The 18,639-nt window shown below is 69.6% G+C and carries 18 protein-coding genes; 10 read left to right on the forward strand and 8 right to left on the reverse strand.

What is annotated here, in order from left to right; genetic code table 11:
- Positions 1-32: 32 nt before the first annotated feature.
- Genes xdhC through PUT80_RS34595 form a run of 3 tightly spaced genes read right to left on the reverse strand, consistent with a single transcriptional unit; the run spans position 33 to position 4,644 of the window.
- Positions 33-857 (reverse strand): xanthine dehydrogenase accessory protein XdhC, encoded by an 825-nt coding sequence (xdhC, locus tag PUT80_RS34585; protein ID WP_275294648.1) that lies wholly within the window; start codon positions 855-857, stop codon positions 33-35.
- Positions 854-3,223, reverse strand: coding sequence for a xanthine dehydrogenase molybdopterin binding subunit (xdhB, locus tag PUT80_RS34590; protein ID WP_238607306.1), 2,370 nt, complete (start codon positions 3,221-3,223; stop codon positions 854-856). Before xdhB ends, xdhC begins: the two co-directional genes overlap by 4 nt.
- Positions 3,220-4,644: an FAD binding domain-containing protein gene (locus PUT80_RS34595; protein ID WP_275294649.1), complete on the reverse strand. Its 1,425-nt coding sequence runs from the start codon at positions 4,642-4,644 to the stop codon at positions 3,220-3,222. The genes xdhB and PUT80_RS34595 overlap by 4 nt, the downstream gene beginning before the upstream one ends.
- Before the next feature lie 419 nt (positions 4,645-5,063).
- On the opposite strand from PUT80_RS34595, the gene PUT80_RS34600 reads away from it, so the two are divergent.
- The gene (locus PUT80_RS34600; RefSeq protein WP_275294650.1) at positions 5,064-5,762 is read left to right on the forward strand and encodes a hypothetical protein; all 699 of its coding nucleotides are present in this window, start codon (positions 5,064-5,066) and stop codon (positions 5,760-5,762) included.
- A gap of 49 nt (positions 5,763-5,811) precedes the next feature.
- Positions 5,812-7,206: an MFS transporter gene (locus PUT80_RS34605; RefSeq protein WP_275294651.1), complete on the forward strand. Its 1,395-nt coding sequence runs from the start codon at positions 5,812-5,814 to the stop codon at positions 7,204-7,206.
- A 52-nt stretch (positions 7,207-7,258) separates the two neighbouring features.
- Here the strand turns inward: PUT80_RS34605 and PUT80_RS34610 are convergent, their stop codons facing one another.
- Genes PUT80_RS34610 through PUT80_RS34620 form a run of 3 tightly spaced genes read right to left on the reverse strand, consistent with a single transcriptional unit; the run spans position 7,259 to position 9,392 of the window.
- Positions 7,259-7,681, reverse strand: coding sequence for a DUF2871 domain-containing protein (locus tag PUT80_RS34610; protein ID WP_037814871.1), 423 nt, complete (start codon positions 7,679-7,681; stop codon positions 7,259-7,261).
- Positions 7,678-8,376 (reverse strand): ABC transporter ATP-binding protein, encoded by a 699-nt coding sequence (locus tag PUT80_RS34615; RefSeq protein ID WP_275294652.1) that lies wholly within the window; start codon positions 8,374-8,376, stop codon positions 7,678-7,680. The genes PUT80_RS34610 and PUT80_RS34615 overlap by 4 nt, the downstream gene beginning before the upstream one ends.
- Positions 8,376-9,392 (reverse strand): ABC transporter permease, encoded by a 1,017-nt coding sequence (locus PUT80_RS34620; RefSeq protein WP_275294653.1) that lies wholly within the window; start codon positions 9,390-9,392, stop codon positions 8,376-8,378. Before PUT80_RS34620 ends, PUT80_RS34615 begins: the two co-directional genes overlap by 1 nt.
- A 171-nt stretch (positions 9,393-9,563) precedes the next feature.
- Between PUT80_RS34620 and PUT80_RS34625 the strand changes: the two genes are divergently transcribed.
- From PUT80_RS34625 to PUT80_RS34650, 6 genes are all read left to right on the forward strand, one after another.
- The gene (locus PUT80_RS34625) at positions 9,564-10,739 is read left to right on the forward strand and encodes a sensor histidine kinase (protein ID WP_238607301.1); all 1,176 of its coding nucleotides are present in this window, start codon (positions 9,564-9,566) and stop codon (positions 10,737-10,739) included.
- Positions 10,736-11,353 carry a response regulator transcription factor gene (locus PUT80_RS34630; protein WP_134663545.1) on the forward strand — a complete coding sequence of 206 codons (618 nt, stop codon included), beginning with the start codon at positions 10,736-10,738 and terminating at the stop codon, positions 11,351-11,353. The genes PUT80_RS34625 and PUT80_RS34630 overlap by 4 nt, the downstream gene beginning before the upstream one ends.
- Positions 11,354-11,428: 75 nt before the next feature.
- Entirely contained in the window at positions 11,429-11,806 is a 378-nt protein-coding gene (locus PUT80_RS34635) for a hypothetical protein (protein ID WP_238607300.1), read from the forward strand.
- Between the two features lie 102 nt (positions 11,807-11,908).
- Positions 11,909-12,865: a hypothetical protein gene (locus tag PUT80_RS34640; protein ID WP_275294654.1), complete on the forward strand. Its 957-nt coding sequence runs from the start codon at positions 11,909-11,911 to the stop codon at positions 12,863-12,865.
- 143 nt (positions 12,866-13,008) lie between these two features.
- The gene (locus PUT80_RS34645; protein WP_275294679.1) at positions 13,009-13,605 is read left to right on the forward strand and encodes a GNAT family protein; all 597 of its coding nucleotides are present in this window, start codon (positions 13,009-13,011) and stop codon (positions 13,603-13,605) included.
- A 49-nt stretch (positions 13,606-13,654) separates the two neighbouring features.
- Positions 13,655-14,026 carry a VOC family protein gene (locus PUT80_RS34650; RefSeq protein ID WP_275294655.1) on the forward strand — a complete coding sequence of 124 codons (372 nt, stop codon included), beginning with the start codon at positions 13,655-13,657 and terminating at the stop codon, positions 14,024-14,026.
- Here the strand turns inward: PUT80_RS34650 and PUT80_RS34655 are convergent.
- Together PUT80_RS34655 and PUT80_RS34660 are read right to left on the reverse strand one after the other, a co-directional pair.
- Complete coding sequence (locus PUT80_RS34655) at positions 13,915-15,138, reverse strand: cytochrome P450 (RefSeq protein WP_275294656.1); 1,224 nt, start codon at positions 15,136-15,138, stop codon at positions 13,915-13,917. The two genes, PUT80_RS34650 and PUT80_RS34655, sit on opposite strands and share 112 nt — an antisense overlap.
- A gap of 91 nt (positions 15,139-15,229) precedes the next feature.
- Positions 15,230-15,775: a winged helix-turn-helix domain-containing protein gene (locus PUT80_RS34660; protein ID WP_205669959.1), complete on the reverse strand. Its 546-nt coding sequence runs from the start codon at positions 15,773-15,775 to the stop codon at positions 15,230-15,232.
- Positions 15,776-15,841: 66 nt separating this feature from the next.
- Here PUT80_RS34660 and PUT80_RS34665 point away from each other — a divergent pair, with 66 nt between their 5' ends.
- Together PUT80_RS34665 and PUT80_RS34670 are read left to right on the forward strand one after the other, a co-directional pair.
- Entirely contained in the window at positions 15,842-17,185 is a 1,344-nt protein-coding gene (locus PUT80_RS34665; protein WP_275294657.1) for a M20/M25/M40 family metallo-hydrolase, read from the forward strand.
- A gap of 86 nt (positions 17,186-17,271) precedes the next feature.
- Entirely contained in the window at positions 17,272-18,561 is a 1,290-nt protein-coding gene (locus tag PUT80_RS34670) for an MFS transporter (RefSeq protein WP_275294658.1), read from the forward strand.
- Positions 18,562-18,639 lie beyond the last annotated feature (78 nt).

The following is an 18,639-nucleotide window of genomic DNA, read 5'->3' on the forward strand; positions in this document are numbered from 1 at the left end:
CCCAGTCGTGCTCCCGGGGGCAGGCAAGCGATTTACGCCTTCAGTGCTCCCGGCTGGACGCGCGCCTGGAATTTCTGCAGCAACGAAGCCGCGACGCTCACCGCGATCACCGCCGGTTCCTTCCCAGTCAGGTCCGGAAGCCCGATCGGCGTCGTGATCCGGGACAGCGCCGCCTCGTCGTGCCCGAGGTCGGTCAGCCGCTTCCGGAACCGCGACCATTTCCCGGCGGACCCGATCAGCCCGATCGACCCGCAGGTGCCGCTGCGCAGAGCCGCGTCGCACAGCGCGATGTCCTCGGCGTGGTCGTGCGTCATGATCAGCACGTGCGTGCCCGCGGGCAGTTCCGACAGCACCGTTTCCGGCAGCAGCGGGACCTGGTGGACGTGCACGCTGGCCACGGCGTCGTCGAGCACCGCCAGCCGTTCCGCAGTGAGCTGCTCGGGCCGGCTGTCGATCAGGTGCAGCGAAACCTCGTGCCGGGCGAGCACCCGCGCCAGCTCGAGACCGACGTGCCCGACCCCGAAGACCGCCACCGCCGGACGCACCGGAAGCGGTTCGAACAACAGCGTCATCGTCCCTCCGCAGCATTGCACGCCGTGCTGGTAAGGAGCCTTGTCGGACAACGAAAGCGTTTGCAGCACCGGCGCGGTCGCGTTGTCCCGCAGCAGCTCGCGGGCCCGCTCGATCGCGACCGCCTCGGCGTTGCCGCCGCCGATCGTGCCGTGCGTTTCCGACGAGCCGACCACCATTTTCGCGCCGCCCTCGCGCGGGGTGTGCCCGCGCGAGGACGTCACGGTGACGAGCACGCCCGGCAGCCCCGCGTCCCGCAGGTGCTGGACCGCGCTGAGCCAGTTCACGGCTGGCCCACCAGATCCGGTACCTGCTCCTCGACCACCGGAGCGGCGGTGACGGCACGGTCGATCGCCCAGAACACGGCCTCCGGCGTCGCCGGGGAAGCGAGGTCGACGCTGTGCCCGGGCTCGCCGAACGCGGAGACCGCCTGCCGCAACGCTTCCCGCACCGCGAAGGCCAGCATCAACGGCGGCTCACCGACTGCCTTGGACCCGTAGACCGCGCCTTCTTCGGCGGCGTTGGTCAGCAGCGTGACGTTGAAGACCTCCGGCATCTCCGACAAACTCGGCAGCTTGTACGTGCTCGCCGCCTGGGTCGCGAGCCGTCCGCGAGAGGGCCGGTCGGACTCGTCCCAGCGCAGGTCCTCCAGGGTCAGCCAGCCCATGCCCTGCACGAACCCGCCCTCGATCTGGCCGATGTCGATCAGCGGGGACAGGCTGTCGCCGACGTCGTGCACGATGTCGACCCGCCGCGTCCGGTACGCGCCGGTGAAGTCGTCCACCTCGACCTCGGCCAGCGCCGCGCCGTAGGCGAAGTACTTGAACGGGGTGCCGCTCATCGTCGCGGAATCCCAGCTCAGACCCTCGGTCCGGTAGTAGCCGGCCGCCGACAGGTGCACTCGGTCGAAGTAGGCCGCGTGCACGAGTTCGTCCCAGCCGATCTCCTCACCGGACGGGGTGCGCGCGGCGCCGCGGACGATCCGGACGTCGCTTTCGGGCACGCCGAGCTTGCCCGCCGCGACGGCGAGCAGCCGGTCGCGGATCTGCTCGCAGGCGTTTTTGACCGCGCCGCCGTTGAGGTCCGCGCCCGAACTCGCCGCGGTGGCCGAGGTGTTCGGCACCTTGTCCGTCCGGGTCGGGGCCAGCCGCACCTTTTCCGGCGGCACGCCCAGCGCGGTCGCGGCCACCTGCAGCATCTTCGTGTGCAGGCCCTGGCCCATTTCGGTGCCGCCGTGGTTGATCAGCACCGAGCCGTCCTTGTAGACGTGCACCAGCGCGCCGGCCTGGTTGAACGCGGTGAGGTTGAACGAAATCCCGAACTTCACCGGCGTGATCGCGAGGCCGCGCTTGGAATGCGCGTGCTTCGCGTTGTACGCCGCGATCTCGGCCTGCCGCTTTTCGGCGTCGCCCGAGTCCAGCAGCTGCTGCCAGATCCGGTGGATGCGTTCCGGGTGCCGCACCGGCATGCCGTACGGAGTCTCCTGGCCTTCGGAGTAGAAGTTGCGCCGCCGCAGTTCAGCCGGGTCGATGCCGAGCAACGGCGCGCAGCGGCCGAGGATGTCCTCGATCACCAGCATGCCCTGCGGCCCGCCGAAGCCGCGGAACGCGGTCTGCGACGTCTTGTTCGTCTTCGCGATCCGCCCCAGCGCGCGGACGTGCGGGATCCAGTACGCGTTGTCGACGTGGCACAGCGCGCGGGCGAGCACCGGTTCGGACAGGTCGAGGCTCCAGCCGCCGTCCGCGGTCAGCACGACGTCCAACGCCTGCAGCTTGCCGTCGGAATCGAAGCCGACGCTCCATTCGGCGCGGAAACCGTGCCGTTTGCCGGTCATCGTCATGTCCTGGGTGCGGCTGAGCCGCAGCCGCACCGGACGTCCGGTGAGCGTCGCGCCGAGCGCGGCGACGGCGGCGTACCCGTGCGGCTGCCATTCCTTGCCGCCGAACCCGCCGCCCATCCGCAGGCTCTGCACGGTGACCTCGTGGCTGTGCTTGCCCAGCACGTGCGCCACGATGTCCTGCGTTTCCGACGGATGCTGGGTGCTGCTCTGCACGAAAACCTGGTCGGACTCGTCGACGTGCGCCAGCGCGCACTGGGTTTCCAGGTAGAAGTGCTCCTGTCCGGCGAAGTCGAATTCGCCGCGGAAAACGTGCGCTGAACTGGCCATCGCCGGGTCGACGTCGCCGCGCGCCACCACTCGCGGCTCGCCCTGGAAACTGCCCGCGGCGATCGCGTCGGCGACGGTCACCAGCGACGGCAGCGCTTCGGTGTCCACCTCGACGGCCGCCGCGCCCAGCCGCGCCGCTTCCAGCGTCTCGCCGAGCACCCAGGCCACCGCATGGCCGTAGAACATGACCTCGGAAGGGAACAGCGGTTCGTCGTGGTGCACGCCGGAATCGTTGACGCCAGGGACATCCGCCGCGGTGAGGACGCGGACCACGCCGGGTACGGCTTCCGCTGCCTCGGTGCGGATCGCGAGCACCTTCGCGTGCGCCTCCGCTACCTGCACGGGGTATGCGTGCAGGACGTCTTTCGTGCGGGCGACAAGGTCGTCGGTGTACAGCGCGGTGCCCCGGACGTGCGCGGCGGCGGCTTCGTGCGGACGGGCGATCCCGATGGACGGGCTTTCCGGGCGTTCAGAAAGTGCGCTCATGCTCGTGCTCCCTCAAGAGAGTCGGCGTGAAGTTTCAGCAGGCTGCGGCCCAGCGTCGCGGCGCGGTAGGCGGCACTCGCGCGATGGTCGTCCATCGGCGTGCCCTCGCCGCGCAGGATTTCCGCCGCGGCGCGGACGGTTTCCTCGTTCCAGGACTGTCCGACGAGTGCCGCTTCGGTGTCTTTGGCGCGAATCGGGGTCGCGGCGACCCCGCCGAGGCCGATCTGCGCGGTGCGCACGAGACCGTCTTCGATGTCGAGCGCGAACGCGACGGCGACGCTGGAGATGTCGTCGAACCGCCGCTTGGCGACCTTGTGGAACGCGGTGGTTCCGGCCAGCGGCAAGGGAATCCGCACGGACCGGATCAGTTCGTCTTGCCGTCGCACACTCTGCCGGTATCCGGTGAAGTACTCGTCGAGCGGCACTTCGCGCTCTCCGTCCACAGAGGACAACACGACGCTTGCGCCCAGGGCGAGCAACACCGGTGCGGAGTCGCCGATGGGCGAACCGGTGCCGAGGTTTCCGCCGAGTGTCGCGGTGTTCCGGATCAGCCGCGACGCGAACTGCGGAATCAGCTGGCTCAGCAGCGGCACCCGGCCGTCGAGGCGGCGGTCCATTTCGGTGAGGCTCAGCCCGGCTCCGATTTCGATCGCGTCCGCGCCGACGTCCAGCACCTGCAGTTCCGGCACGCGGTCGATGGCGACGACGCACTCCGCCCGGACGCCGCGGATGTTCACCTCGACGCCCCAGTCCGTCGACCCGGCCACGAAAGTCGCGTTAGGACGGTCGTGGCGCAGTCGCAGTGCTTCGCTCCAGCTGGCCGGGCGGAGGTAATCCCGTCCGTCGTCGTGCAGTCGCGTCGCAACGGGTTCCGGCGCGCGGCAGGTGCGGCGCTGCGCCAGCGGATCCTCGGCCGGGGGAGCGCCGAGCGCGTGCGCGGCGTCGCGGATCGGCCGGTATCCGGTGCAGCGGCAGAGGTTTCCGCTCAGCGCGTGGATGTCGAAGCCGTTCGGCGCGTGCTCGTCGCCGGTCGCGGCGCGGTCGCCGCGGTAGTACTCGGCGGCCATGCTGCAGACGAACCCGGGAGTGCAGTACCCGCACTGGGATCCGCCGCGCACGGCCATTTCGTGCTGCACCGGGTGCAAGTCCTCAGTGGACCCGAGACCCTCGGCCGTCCACACTTCCTGCCCGTCCAGCGATCCGACCGGGGCGAGGCACGCGTTGATCGCGACCAGGTCCGTCGGGGATTCGACGCCGGGCCGCGCGACCAGGATCGCGCACGCGCCGCATTCGCCTTCGGCGCAGCCCTCCTTGCAACTGGTCAGGCCCTGTCCGCGGAGCCAGTCCAGTGCCGTGGTGTGCACGGGAACGGCGCCGATCGCGGTGCGTTTCCCGTTGACGGTCACCTCGGGGTCGACCATCGGAGTTCCTCTCGTCTTTTCTCGGCTGGGGCCACGGCCGCCGACGCGCCGCGTCGGCGCAGGTCAGGGGACCGTGGGGAAGAGCGGCAACGGGAAAGCGATCCCGTGCGCGGAGCGTGACCGAGCGGAGACCGCTCAGCGCCGCGTTGGCCAGCCGTGCGCGACGCGCCCCTTGTTCCAAGCGGACTGGCGCGTGCGCTGACGGAGGTCGGCGAGCTGTCCGGAAGTCAGAAGCACGCGCACCTCCTCGAGAGCGAACGGAACGGACGGTGCGGGCGCACCGCCGTCGACGAAGCGTAACGCCGGTCTCAGCCCGAGACAAGGGCCGGGGTCGCCCGGAAGGAGACCCAGGACACACTTCCGAATACCCCCATGGGGTATAAAGTTCGTGCCGTCGAGAACGAGCGAAGGAGAGCCCGATGAACGTCAACGGCACCGCACTTTCGGCAGGCGAGGTCCAGCTCGGCGCAGTGCGCGCCCCGGTTCGAGCGGGGGAGGACGGCGAGCTTTCGTTCACCGTCGCCACTGCCGGCGGAAAACCGGTAACCAAGTACGAGGAGGCGCACGGCAAGCAGTTGCACCTGATCGTGGTCCGCAGCGACGGCGCGCATTTCCGGCACCGTCATCCGGTGCTCGACCCGGAAACCGGCGTCTGGGCGATCCCGTGGACCTGGGACGCGGCAGGCACCTACCGCGTCTTCACCGACCTGACCCCGGCGGGCGGCGAGAGCGTGACGCTGTCGCGGACGGTCGAGGTCGCCGGTGACTACCAGCCGCTGGCGGCGGAACCGATCGCGGTGAGCGAGGTCGACGGCTACGAGGTGACTCTCGAAGGCGCGCTAGCGGCTGGCACCGGAACGATGCTGACCGCGCGCGTAACCCGGGACGGGCAGCCGGTCACCGATCTGGAGCCGTACCTGGGGTCGTTCGGGCACCTGGTCGCGCTGCGTCAGGGCGACCTCGCCTACCTGCACATCCACGCGCTCGACGACGGGAAACCCGGTCCGGACATCCGGTTCCACGCCGAGGCCCCGACGACCGGCCGCTACCTGCTGTACCTCGACTTCCAAGCCGAGGGCGTCGTGCGCACCGCCGCCTTCGTCCTCGACGCCGCCTGAGCAGCCGCATGCCGTGCTGCCGTTCCCCTTGAAGAGAAAGCGAAAGACGATGACTGCTGCCCCGGAAACCCGGCCGAACACCCTCCGCTGGTGGGCGCTCGGACTGATCGCCCTTGCCCAGTTCATGGTGATCATGGACACCTCGATCATCGGCGTCGCCCTGCCGCGCATGCGCGACGCCCTCGGCTTCACGCCCAGCACGCTGTCCTGGGTTTTCAACGCTTACGTGATCGCCTTCGGCGGCCTGCTGCTGCTCGGCGGACGGCTGTCGGATTTGTTCGGCGCCAGAAGGCTTTTCGCCGCCGGATGGGCGATTCTCCTGGCCGGTTCGGTGCTCGCCGGGGCCGCCGGGAACGTGCCGGTCGAACTCGCCGGCCGGATCGTGCAGGGCGCGGGAGCCGCGCTCGTCGCCCCGTCCGCGCTGACGCTGCTGATGATGCTCTTCGGCAGCAACCCGAAGGAACTCACGAAAGCCCTTGCGCTGTACGGCGCGGCGGCTCCGGCCGGCGGTACCGCTGGGGTGTTCCTCGGCGGAGTGATCACCGAGTACCTCTCGTGGCCGTGGGTCTTCTACCTCAACGTGCCCATCGCGGTGCTCGCGCTGTTCGCCACCCGCGCAGTGCTGCCCGGCGGAGCGGCCGGAACCCGCGGCACCGTGGACGTTTTCGGCGCACTGACCGTCACACTCGGCCTGGGGACGCTGGTGTACGGGATCGTCCGCGCTCCGGAAGCGGGCTGGGCAGCAACGTGGATCGCGCTCGGTGCCGGTCTCGCGCTGCTCGCGGTTTTCGTGGTCCGGCAGGCGAAAGCCCGCACTCCGCTGATGCGGCTGTCGGTCTTCCGCGCCCCGCGGCTCGGCGCGGCGAACCTGGCGCAGGTTTTCCTTGGCGCGGCGTGGATTCCGATGTGGTTCTTCCTGAACCTCTACCTGCAGCAGGTGCTCGGCTTCCGCGCCTTCCCGGCCGGTGCGGCGCTGCTGCCGATGACCGCGCTGATCATGGTGGGGATGATCGCCCTGGCCCCGAGGGTGATCGGCAAGTTCGGCCCGAAGCCGCCCATCGTCACCGGGTTGCTGCTGCTGGCGGCCGGGTTGGGCTGGCTCGCCCTGGTGCGGGCGGACGGCAGCTTCTGGGTGGACGTCCTGCCCGCCTCGCTGGTCGCGGCGTTGGGGATGTCGCTGGCGTTCATCCCGTCGCTCGGCACGGCGATTTCCGCGGCTCGACCTGAGGAAGGCGGCCTCGCGTCGGGGATCGTGAACACCGGCTACCAGGTGGGGTCGGCGCTGGGGCTGGCCGTGATGACCGCACTGGCGGCTGCGTCTGGCGCGGGCGCGCTCGGCGACCCGGCGGCGTTGACGAACGGCTACTCGGTCGCTTTCGTCGGTTCAGCGGTGATCGCGCTGGTTGGCGCCATCCTCGCGGCTCTCACCTTCCGCCGCCAGTAAGTACGTGAGGGGAACCCTCAGGGACTCTGATTCCCTGAGGGTTCCCCTCACGTCACGCCTTCGACTCGGCGGGCTTCCAGATGCGGCCGTGGAGACCGACGAACAACAGGACGAACGCGACCGTCAGCAGAATGTGCCCCAGCCCGGCGATCCCGGCGATCGCCGCGCCGGATTCCTTGCCCAGCACGGTGAGCGTGCCGTGCACGACCATTCCGCCGACCGTGACGAGCATCCCGGCGTGGTAAATCCAGAAGAACGGCGCGAACGACCTCGTCGCCGAGAGCGTGAACACCTTGTCCAGCACCAGGACGATCAGGAACACGAGCGTCCCGAGCGCGAGCAGGTGAGTGTGCACAATGGACAGCTGGGTTTCGCCGGTGAAGTGCTCCGCCTTGGTCAGCTCGCGGTAGTACAGCCCGCCGAGCAGGCCGAGGATCGTGTAGATCGCGGCGGCCCAGTAGATCTTCTTCGTCATCGGTTCTCCTCGGCGCCGGCCCGGGCCGGCTGGTGGATCCGTCCGTCGACGACCTCGTGCACCGAGTCGACCCCTTCGAGGTGGGAGCGGTCGTGGGTGACCAGCACGGTTGCCGTCGCCTGTTGATGCGTGATCGTAGTGAGCAGATCGATCACCGCCGCGCCGCGGTCCTGGTCCAGCGCGCTCGTCGGTTCGTCGACCAGCAGCACGGCGGGCTCGTTCATCAAGGCGCGCGCGATGTTGACCCGTTGCTGCTGTCCGCCGGAAAGACGGCCTGGCCGGTGCGTCGCGCGATCGGCCAGCCCGACGGCGTCGAGCAACTCCGCGGCCCGTTTCGCCGCCTCGCGGCGCGGCGTTCCGCTCAGGTGCGCCATGACTTCCAGCTGTTCCGCCGCGGTGAGCGACGCGAGCAGATTCGGTTGCTGGAACACGATCCCGATCTTGGTGCGCCGCAGTTCCGCCAGCGCGGCGCGGTCCAGCTCGGTGGTGTCGACGCCGCCGACGACCACGCGTCCGCGATCAGGCCGGATGAGCGTCGCGGCGACGGCCAGCAGGCTCGATTTGCCGGACCCGGACGGTCCGACCACCGCGGCGACGCTCCCGGCGGGCACGTGGAGGTCGACCTGGTCGAGTGCGGTGAGGCGGGAATCGCCGTCGGGGTAGGTGAGGGTGATGCCGGACAGGTGCAGGCTCATCAGTGCGCTCCGGAGGTGAGGGCGGTCAGCGGGTCGACGGACGTGATGCGGCGGACCGCGAGCGCGGCGCCGAGCAGCCCAAGGGCCACCAGCACCGCCGCCGGGCCGAGCAAGGTGCCCGCGCTGAGCACGAACGGCACCGTCCCGGACGCGACCGCTCCGAGCGCGGCGGCGAGCGCGGTGCCGAGCGCGGTCCCGCCGACCAGCAGCACGACAACCTGGCCGAGCGCGTCCCGCAGCAGGTACTTCGTGGTCGCGCCGAGCGCTTTCAGCACCGCGATGTCGCGGCTGCGCTGGATCGTCCACACGGTGAAGAACGCGCCGATCACCAGCGCGGAGATCACGAACAGGAAGCCGCGCATGAGCTGGAGCGAGCCGTTTTCCGCCGAATACGAACCGATCGCGGACAACGCGTCGTCCTTCGTGACGGTCCGGGTGCCGAGGCGGGCGTCCGCGGCGGCGAGATCGGCGGACGGGTCGGTGGTCACCGCGAGCACTGTCGCGTTTGGACCGGCGAGGTGCGTCCACACCACTGGGAGATGGCTGTAGGACGCGTCGCCGGAGATGGCGGACACGGTGACCTTCTGGCCTTGCAAGGTGAGCTGATCGCCTTCGCGGGCCTTCAACGCGTCAGCCGCATCGGTGGATAGCACCACGGTGCCCGGGCGCTGGGTTTGGACTCCGAACGCCGCCAAGGTCGCGGTGCGCTCGCCGACCGCCGCGCTGGCCGTGCTGATCGCGATCGGCTCCGCGCTGGTCACTCCCGGGACCCGGGCGTACTGCTCGGCTTGCACGCGGGTCACTGTGGACTGTCCGAACGAGAGCGATCCGCTGCCGGGTTCGGCGAAGACCAGGTGGTCGGCCTTCAACCCGGTGATCGCGGACGTGCTCTGCGCGGCCAGCCCCGCGGTCAGCCCGGACAACAGCCCGACCAGCAACGTCATCAGCACGACGACGGTTCCCATCAACGCGAACCGCCCTTTGGCGAAGCGCAGATCCCGCCACGCGACGAACATGTGCGTCCCTTCCTTCTCGGTGTGCTTCCCAGCGTCGTCCGGCCGGGGCGCGGGGACATCGCGCCGCGGACGGTCTCCCGGGAATCGATGGGTGCACTCGCCGCTCAACCTTTCGATTGATGCGGATTCCGCCCGGGACCCGGACAATCGGCGGGGGAGGTAGCCGTTTTCGTGAACCCGCACACCCTCGACCGGCCGTTGCGCGTGCTGCGCGTCTGCCTGCACCTCCTGCTCGCCGGGCTGCTGGTGCTCGCCGTCGCGCGCGCGTTCGCCGACGGGGTGCCGCACGCGCCCGCGGTGCTGGCGGGCGCGTTGGTGATGGGCGGCGTCTACACCGCGGGCCCGCTGCTGCCTCGCGTCGGCCGGTTGCCGGGCGCGACGGCCGGGTGGCTGGCCGTATTGGGCGTCGCGTGGCTCGTGCTGCTGTGGCTCACGCCCGACGGGGTGTGGCTGGCTTTCCCGCTGTACTTCCTGCAAATGCACCTGCTGCCGACGCGCTGGGGCCCGGCTGTCGTCGCGCTGACCACGGTGCTGGCGATCGCCGGTTTCACGCGCCACCAAGGCGGATTCAGCGTCGGCGTGATCATCGGCCCGGCGCTCGGGGCGGCGGTCGCGATCGCCACCGTGCTCGGCTACCAGGTGCTCTACCGCGAAAGCGAGCAACGGCGGCAGCTCATCGAGGAGCTCCGCGAGACCCGCAACGACCTGGCCGCGATGGAACACTCCGCGGGCGTGCTGGCCGAACGGGAACGCCTCGCGCGGGAAATCCACGACACGCTGGCACAGGGTCTTTCGAGCATCCACCTGCTGCTCCGCGCCGCCGAGCGCGCGCTGCCGGACCGTCCCGACGCCGCGGTCCCGCACGTCACGCAAGCCCGGCAAGCCGCCCAGGACAACCTCACCGAAGCCCGCCGCCTCGTCTACGCACTGGCCCCGGTGGAACTGGAAGGCGCGTCCTTGCCCGCGGCACTGGAACGCCTGTGCGCGACCACGCAACAGCGTTCCGGCCTGACTGTCCACTTTCACCTCAGCGGCACCCCGTTCGACGTGCCGACCGCGTACGAGGTCGCCTTGCTGCGGATCGCCCAGTCGGCGCTGGCCAACACCGTCCGGCACGCGGCGGCCGGCCGCGCCGAGCTGACCTTGAGTTACATGGACACGAGCATCACCCTGGACGCCGTGGACGACGGCATCGGCTTCGACCCGCAGGAAGTGCGCGGCGGCAGCGGCTTCGGCCTGCCCGCGATGCGGGCCCGCGCCCGCTCCCTCGGCGGCTCGTGGACGGTGGAATCGTCGCCCGGCAACGGCACCGCGCTGGCCGTGAGCTTCCCCGTGGACCCGCGATGATCCGCCTCCTGCTGGCCGACGACCACCCCGTCGTCCGCGCCGGATTGCGCGCCGTCCTGGAAACCGAACCGGACCTGGAAGTCGTCGCCGAAGCGTCCTCCGCCGAAGAGGCCGTGCGGCTGGCGGCAGGCGTGGACGTCGTGCTGATGGACCTCCAATTCGGCTCCGGAATGCACGGCTCCGAAGCAACCGCGGCGATTACTGCGGCGGCCGACGCGCCGAAAGTGCTGGTCCTGACGACGTACGACACCGACGGCGACATCCTCGCCGCGATCGAAGCAGGCGCGACCGGATACTTGTTGAAGGACGCCCCGCCGGAAGACCTCGCCGCCGCGGTGCGCAACGCCGCCACCGGACAGACCGTGTTGGCTCCCGCGGTCGCGCACCGGCTGATGAACCGCATGCGCACCCCGGCGGCCGCGTTGTCGCCGCGGGAAATCGAGGTGCTGGGTCTGGTCGCGGACGGATTGTCGAACCTGGAGATCAGCAAGCGGCTGTTTCTGAGCCAGGCGACGGTGAAATCGCATCTGGTGCACATTTACACGAAGCTCGGCGTGGATTCCCGGACCGCTGCGGTGGCGGCGGGGAAGGCGCAGGGGCTGATCCGCCGCTGACGCGTACCGCTTCGGACCTGGCCCGTCCGCCCGCGACCGGACGACAATGGCTCCCGTCGAATCGAGGGAGGCGTCGTGAAGGAACACTGGAAAGACGAACCGGACGAGCACGATTATCCGGCGGCATTCGACTATCTCACCCTGGTCGCACCCGAGGACATCGCGACTCGTCTGGTCGATCAGCTGAAAGACGCGAAACTGACGCACCGCAAAGCGAAGGACATCCTCCGGGCCAGCAGGCTGAAGCTTCTCCCGGAGGACAACGCGCACGTCGCGAAGGACCTCGAGAAGGTCAAGGACGGCAAAGCGCTCTCGCCGGTCCTGCTCGTCCGCGGGCACGGCCACCCCGGGTTCGAGACGGCCGACGACCTGGTGATCGCGGACGGTTACCACCGCGTGTGCGCTTCGTATCATCTCGACGAGAATGCCGACATTCCGTGCAAATTGATTTAACCCCGCTTGGATTCCGAAATGATTGCGAAGCCCGGCCGCTCGTAACGCCTGCTCGCGGTTGTCGATCTTTCGATGCGAGATCGACGAGACAGGCGGGGGCACGTGGACGAGCACGACATCGAGAGCCATCCGGACCTGATGGACCCGGATTGGCAGCGGCACGCCGAGAAGGAAGCCTGGACCGGCCTGCGCCACGGCCGCCGCCGCGCGCGTCGGCGCAGGCTGGCCGCCATCTGGGGCGCGGTGGTGATCGTTGTGGCGGCGGCGGGTTTCTACCTGTGGAAGCAGGGGACGCGCGCGGAGGAGGTCGCCGGGAGCACTCCCGCCGCACCAGTGCCGACCACCACCGCACCCGCGCCGACCGATCTCCCGGACTCCGGGCACGTCGACCTGACCCGGCCGTTCCTCGACACCCCGGCGCAGAACTGGCCCGAGGGCATCGCCGGACTGAAGATCCCGGCCCCGGCGAAGGTCGGCACATTCTCCGCGAAGCAGGTGGGCGAGGCGCAGGAACAGGTCAAGCACGCGGTCGAGGTCGCGCAGTTCGACCCGGACACCCAGGTCGGGCGGCATCCGTCCGGGTACGTCGGTCTCTTCGCCCCGGACGCGCGCAAGGACCTGGAAGCCCACGTCCAGGGCTACGTGACCTACTTCGCCGAGGGCTACCACCTGCTTCCCGTACCGCCGCGGATGACGGGAAAGATGACCGTCCGCCCCGGCGCATCCGGCGAGCTGACGGTGCACGTCTCCTACGTGGTGGCCTACGCCTTCGACCCGGGCAGCCGCGTCGTCTACGGCCCCGCCGATCTGGAACCGTTCGTCCGGGTCGACCGCGACTACGTCCTGCGCAGCGGCCCGCGGTGGGCGCCGGGCAGCCGCGGGCTGTGGACCGGCGACGGCGGCGGGTTCTACACCAGCATCGCGTGCCGCACGGGCAACCCCGAGGACCTCGCGCCCGCGTTCAGCGACCCGGACTACGGCGGTCCCTCGATGAGCCGGGCACCGGGCCAGTTCGACCCGGACAAACCGTTGCCCACCAAGGGAAACTGCGGCGAGTAACCAAGCCGGGAACCGAACGGGGGATTCTCTGGAACGCGCCAGGGCGCGGCCCGGTACCATCACTCCCGATGATCACGAATGCGTCTCGGCGGCCCGGGTCCGGCGCCGTCGCCCCGTGGCGGGTCGACGAGGTCGGACGGAAGGTGCGGCTGCGCGAGGTCCGCCCCGGCGACCAGCGCACCCTCGCCGGATTCGACCGGGACTCGGTCCGGGCGCGCGATCCGCAGGTCGGCGGCTACCGGCACTGGGCGACGCACCGCGGCCACTCCTCCCCGGACGGCTTCCACTTCGCGATCGAGACCCTGCACAACCGGACGCTGGTCGGCTCCGTGTGGGTCGAAACGGACCCGTTCTCCGCCCGGTTCAGCTACGGCGTCGGCATCGGCCCGCAGCACCGCCGCTGCGGTTACGCCGCCGACGCGGTCGCGCTGCTGCTGGCGTTCATGTTCGAACGGTGCCGGTACCGGGCGTGCGAGGTGAGCGTCAACGGCAGCAACTTCGCCTCGCTGGCGCTGCACGGCGAGCTGGGCTTCCGGGAAGAGGGCCGGCTCCGCGACGCCGAGTTGCTGCGCGGGGAGGTCAAGTACCCCGTTCTGATGAGCATCACCGCCGAACAGTTCGCGGAGCGTCACGTCGCGCTGGAAGCTCGCGACTCCGGCCGGTCCTCGTCGCGCGGACGGCACTGGCGAGTCCAACGCCCCGGACGGCACCGCCGCATCGCCTACTCCGCTGGCAGCTAGCTCCCCTTTCTCCAAGACCCGCGCCCGGCGGATCTGCGACGCTCACCGGGTGATCGAACGCATCATCGCCTACTCCGAAGGCATCGCCGACGCCGCGACCCGCGACTTCTACGTCCACGTCCTCGGACTCGACGTCGCCATGGACCATCCCGCGCTCGGCCTCCGCAGCAGCGACAACCCGGCCGCGCAGGTGCTCGTCCTCCCGCCCGGAAGCACCGACCCCGTCCCTCGCTGGGGCATTGATCTCGGCACCCCCGAGGCAGTCGACGCTGCCCACGCCGAGTCGGTCCGGCGCGGGCTGCGGGTGGTTTATCCGTTGACCGACGAATCGTGGGGCGTGCGACGGTTTTTCGTCGAGGATCCAGGCGGCAATGTGGTCAACGTGCTCGCCCACGTGACGGGCAGTTCGCGCACCGAGTAGAAGATCGCGTTCTCCTTGAACTCCAAGCGATCCAGCGGCACGGCCAGCGCCAGCGTCGGCACCCGTCGCCGCAACGTCGAGTACGCGACCTGCAACTCCGCCCGCGCCAGCGGCGCACCCAGGCAGAGGTGCCGCCCGTAACCGAACGCGACGTGATGCCGGGCGGACCGGTGGAGGTCGAAGCGATCGGGATCCGGAAAGGCCAGCGGATCCCGGTTCGCGGTGCTCTTCACCGCGATGATGCCCTCGCCCGCGCGGATCACCTGCCCGCCGATTTCAAGATCCGCCAAGGCGACGCGACGCGCCTCGGTATGCGTGATCGACAAGTAGCGCAACAGTTCCTCCACCGGATCCGCCGAATCGTGGAACTGCTCCGGATGCGTCAACAACACGGCTGTGCCTAACGCGATCATGGCCGCGGTGGTGTCGTGACCCGCCACCAACAGAAGCTGCCCCAGCACCGCGATCTCGCGCGGAGCCATCGCGGGGGCCAGTTTGCCGAGCAAGCCCGCCCCGGCGGAATTCGTGCCAACGAGGTCTTCCAGATACGCATTCAGCTCTTCGCTAGCAGCCACGGCACGCGCCGGGTCCGGGTCGTCCATGACGAGCGTGCGAGCCACTCCCTGAAAGAAGTCGCGATCTGCGTAGGGGACGCCGAGCAGTTCGCAGATCACCAGGGAAGGCAGCGGCATCGCGAACGCCTCGACCAAATCGGCCGGATTCGGCCCCGCGAGCATTCCGTCAAGAAGGTCGTCCACCAACTCTTGAATACGCGGCCGCAACGCCGCCATTTTCCGGACGGTGAATTCCGAGGCGAGCATCCGCCGCTGAACGGTGTGCTCCGGCGGGTCCATCTGCATCAGAGTCTTCATCCGCGCGTCCCGGGCCTTGCTGACCGCGTTGGTGTGCGGAAAACCAGGCTGCGCGACATCGACGCTGACGCGCGGATCCGCAAGCACGGCACGGACATCGGCATACCGGGTGATCAGCCAGGGCTCGCTGCCGTCCCACAGCCGCACCCGCGACACCGGTGGCCGCGCCGTCAATCCAGGGGCGGGGGCGAAGGGGCATCCAGCCGCCCGCGCCATCGGGAAGGTTTCGCTGCCGGTCATGCCAGCTCCTCACGGTCGAGTGCGTTTCGGAGCTGAAGCATGGCTGCGCGGGGGAGCCCGGTAATCAGACAAAAGGGATGTGACGTGCGCCTCAGTCTTCGGCGATATCCGGCTCTCCGGGGCGTTCGACCACGCTCCACAGGAACGAATGCCTCCGCCCGGCCGGTTCCTCGCGCGCGACGAACTCGTCCAGCAGTGCGTCCAATCGCGACTGCAGTTCGGCCGCGGCCTCGTCGCTCAGCCGGACCACGCCGCGGCGGGTTTGCTGGATCGACGTGGGGTCGGCTTCGAGCATTTCGGCTCGGTGGGCGTCCAGGGTCGCCAGTTCGACGCGTGCGGTCAGTGCCGGATCGCCTGCTTGGTCGAGGTCGAGGTGCCAGGTCCGCCGCGTCGTCCGGTAGGGGCGTTCCCAGGCACCGAGGTCGCTCCGGCGGGCCGGTTCGGCGACCAGGAAACCGGCTTCGGCGAGTGCGTGGACCCGGCGCAGGACGGTCGCCGGCGACTCCTGCAGCCGCTTCGCCAGTTGCTGGTTCGTCCACGCGGAATCCAGGCACAGCCGCAGAATCCGCCAGCTCAGCGGGTGTGCGAGCGCGCGGAGGTCGTCGGCGGTCGCTTGGCGCGGGAGACGGTCGTCCATTGACAGCAGCTTAGCCGATTTGCTTCGATGGCATCGATATCAGAAAGTGAAATCACTGGAGGTCGGGTGCGCCGCATCGAGTCGTACGTCGAGCAGTACCGGGAGCGGCACGAGGCGGAGCTGGCCGAGTGGATCGCCGTCCCGAGCGTGAGCGCCACCGGCGAGGGCATGGCGGAGGCGGCGGAGTTCGCGTGCGAGTTGCTGCGGCGCAGCGGGCTCGAAGCGCGGCGGGTCGAGACCGGCGGCTGGCCGTTGGTGGTGGGCCGCGCCGACGGGCCGCCCGGATCGCTGCACGTGGTGATCTACGGCCATTACGACGTCCAGCCCGCCGGACCGCTCGCGGCCTGGGAAAGCCCGCCGTTCGAGGCGAGCGTCCGGGACGGCCGGATGTACGGGCGCGGCACGGGGGACAACAAGGGGCAGCACCTCGCGCAACTGCTTGCCTTGCGCGCGCTCGCCGAGACCGGCGAACTGCCGTGCAGCGTGACCGTTCTGCTCGACGGCGAGGAAGAAATCGGCAGCCCGAACCTGGAATCCGCGCTCGCTGGCCTGCGCGACGAGTGGGACGCGGATCTGGTGCTGTGGAGCGACGGTCCGGTGCACGACAGCGGCGAGCCGACGGTCAGCCTCGGCGTGCGTGGTGCGGTCCGGTTCGAGATCCGGGTGCACGGTGCACCGGCCGCGCTGCATTCGGGGAACTGGGGCGGGGTCGCGCCGAATCCGGCGTGGGAACTGGTGTGGCTGCTGTCGACGATGCGCTCGCCCGAAGGCGAGGTGCTGGTGAAGGGAATCGCGGATGGCATGGTTCCGCTGAGCCCATCGGAACGGGACGCCCTGGATGCGCTCCCGGTCGACGTTCCCGCCGCGCTCGCCGAAGTCGGGCTGGACCGGATGGATGTGCCCGACGGCGTCGGTTTCAACGACCGCTTGGCCTTGCCCACCTTCAGCATCAACTCACTGTCCTGTTTGGACGAAGGTGACCACCGCACGGTCATTCCGGCCGTCGCGGTCGCCCGCTGCGACATCCGGACGGTCGGCGGCCAGCGCGCCTCGACGGTTATCGAAGCCTTGCGCGCGCACCTCGCCGAACACCTTCCGCACGCCGAACTGCACGTGCCGGGCGGGCGGATGGAAGCGTCCCGGACGCTGCCGGAATCGCCTTACACTGCGGTGATCGCCGACGCGGTCAGCGCGGCCGCCGGCCGTCCGGCGGTGCTGGTGCCCGCGATGGGCGGCAGCCTGCCGATCGCCGCGCTGTCCGACGGACTCGGCCTGCCCTGTTACGGAATCCCGCTCGCCAACGTCGACGAGCACAATCACGGCCCGAACGAGAATTTCGAACTCGCCCGGTTCCACGCCGGAATCACCGCCGCCGCGAATGTCCTGCTCGAATTGGGCAAGCTTCGCTGAATTCCCGCGCACATGGTTGGTCCGGGCCGGTGTGCCCGGAACCGCGCTTCACCAATGACGCCGAACGCACCGCCCCGGAGGCGACCATGTCGATCCCTGCTCCCGATTCCCCTGCCGTCAGAACCGAAAACACCCCCTCGCCGCGCTCGTCCCGGATCGTGCTCGCGGCCACGATCGGCAATACCCTGGAATGGTTCAGCCTCGGGGCCTACACCCTGTTCGCCGACGTCCTGGCAAAACAATTCTTTCCCGCGACGGACCCGGCGGTCTCGCTGATGCTGGCTTTCGCCAGCGTCGCGGTCGCGTATTTGATCCGCCCGTTCGGCGGGATGATCCTCGGCTCCTACGCCGACCGCGCGGGCCGCAAAGCCGCGCTGGTGTGGTCGATCCGGATCATGGCCGTGGCCTCCCTGCTGATCGCGATCATGCCGAACTACGCGACGATCGGCATCGCGGCCCCGATCGGCCTGGTGTTCGCCAACCTGCTGCAGGGCTTCTCCGCGGGCGGCGAATTCGGCAGCGCGACCGCGTATCTGGTGGAGAGCAACCGGAAACGCCGCGGATTCATGGGCAGCTGGGGCGCGGCGAGCCAGGGCTTGAGCACGTTGCTGGGCATCGTGTTCGCCGCGGTGCTGAGCGCGGTGCTCACCGAACAGCAGCTCGGATCGTGGGGCTGGCGGATCCCGTTCGCCTTCGGCCTGCTGATCGCGCCGATCGGCTACTACATCCGTCGGCACGTCGAGGAATCCCCGGCGTTCGAGGAGGACGCCGCCGAGGCGCCGCTGCGGGAAGTCCTGCGCTCGCAGAAGACCCGGATCCTGGTCGCGATGGGCGCGATGGCGGTGTCCACTGCGATCAGCTACCTCATCATCTACATGCCGACCTTCGCCATCCGCAACCTCGGACTGCCCAAATCGCTGGCCTTCACCACGACCATCGTCACCCAGATCGTGCTGACCGTCCTCGCCCCGGTCGCCGGGCGCTTGTCGGACCGGACCGGCCGGATCCCGCTGATGGCGGCCGCCTGCTCGGCGATGCTGCTCGCGATCTTCCCGCTGTTCCTCGCACTGAACAGCCAGCCGACGTTCGCGATGATGACGGCGGTGATGGCCGCGATCGGCCTGGTCAAGGTCTGGTATGTCGGCCCGCTGGGCACGATGATGGCCGATGTCTTCCCGACCCGGACCCGTGCGACCGGATTGTCGGTCAGTTACAACATCACGGCTTCGTTGTTCGGCGGGTTCACGCCGCTGGTGGTGATTTGGCTGATCCAGGTGACGGGGAGCAATCTGGCGCCGAGTTATTACGTGGTGGCGTTGGCGGTGCTGAGCCTGGGCGCGCTGGTTTTCGCCCGACGACGGCTGCGGGTGCGGTGAGCTTTTGTCCGTTGTGGACTCTCTGACGGAAGTGCCGTGCACGCGATGCCAGCGAGGCACCGCGCGCACGGCAGGTCA

Source organism: Amycolatopsis sp. La24 (genome assembly GCF_029087445.1).
GTDB lineage: Bacteria > Actinomycetota > Actinomycetes > Mycobacteriales > Pseudonocardiaceae > Amycolatopsis > Amycolatopsis nivea.

Bases quoted from the DNA above. Each gene is read 5' to 3' on its own strand.
- PUT80_RS34610 (WP_037814871.1), bottom strand. From the start codon at position 7,681: ATGACGAAGAAGATCTACTGGGCCGCCGCGATCTACACGATCCTCGGC.
- PUT80_RS34600 (WP_275294650.1), top strand. From the start codon at position 5,064: ATGAACGTCAACGGCACCGCACTTTCGGCAGGCGAGGTCCAGCTCGGC.
- PUT80_RS34630 (WP_134663545.1), top strand. From the start codon at position 10,736: ATGATCCGCCTCCTGCTGGCCGACGACCACCCCGTCGTCCGCGCCGGA.
- PUT80_RS34595 (WP_275294649.1), bottom strand. From the start codon at position 4,644: ATGGTCGACCCCGAGGTGACCGTCAACGGGAAACGCACCGCGATCGGC.
- PUT80_RS34605 (WP_275294651.1), top strand. From the start codon at position 5,812: ATGACTGCTGCCCCGGAAACCCGGCCGAACACCCTCCGCTGGTGGGCG.
- PUT80_RS34620 (WP_275294653.1), bottom strand. From the start codon at position 9,392: ATGTTCGTCGCGTGGCGGGATCTGCGCTTCGCCAAAGGGCGGTTCGCG.
- PUT80_RS34660 (WP_205669959.1), bottom strand. From the start codon at position 15,775: ATGGACGACCGTCTCCCGCGCCAAGCGACCGCCGACGACCTCCGCGCG.
- PUT80_RS34670 (WP_275294658.1), top strand. From the start codon at position 17,272: ATGTCGATCCCTGCTCCCGATTCCCCTGCCGTCAGAACCGAAAACACC.
- xdhB (WP_238607306.1), bottom strand. From the start codon at position 3,223: ATGAGCGCACTTTCTGAACGCCCGGAAAGCCCGTCCATCGGGATCGCC.
- PUT80_RS34615 (WP_275294652.1), bottom strand. From the start codon at position 8,376: ATGAGCCTGCACCTGTCCGGCATCACCCTCACCTACCCCGACGGCGAT.
- PUT80_RS34655 (WP_275294656.1), bottom strand. From the start codon at position 15,138: ATGACCGGCAGCGAAACCTTCCCGATGGCGCGGGCGGCTGGATGCCCC.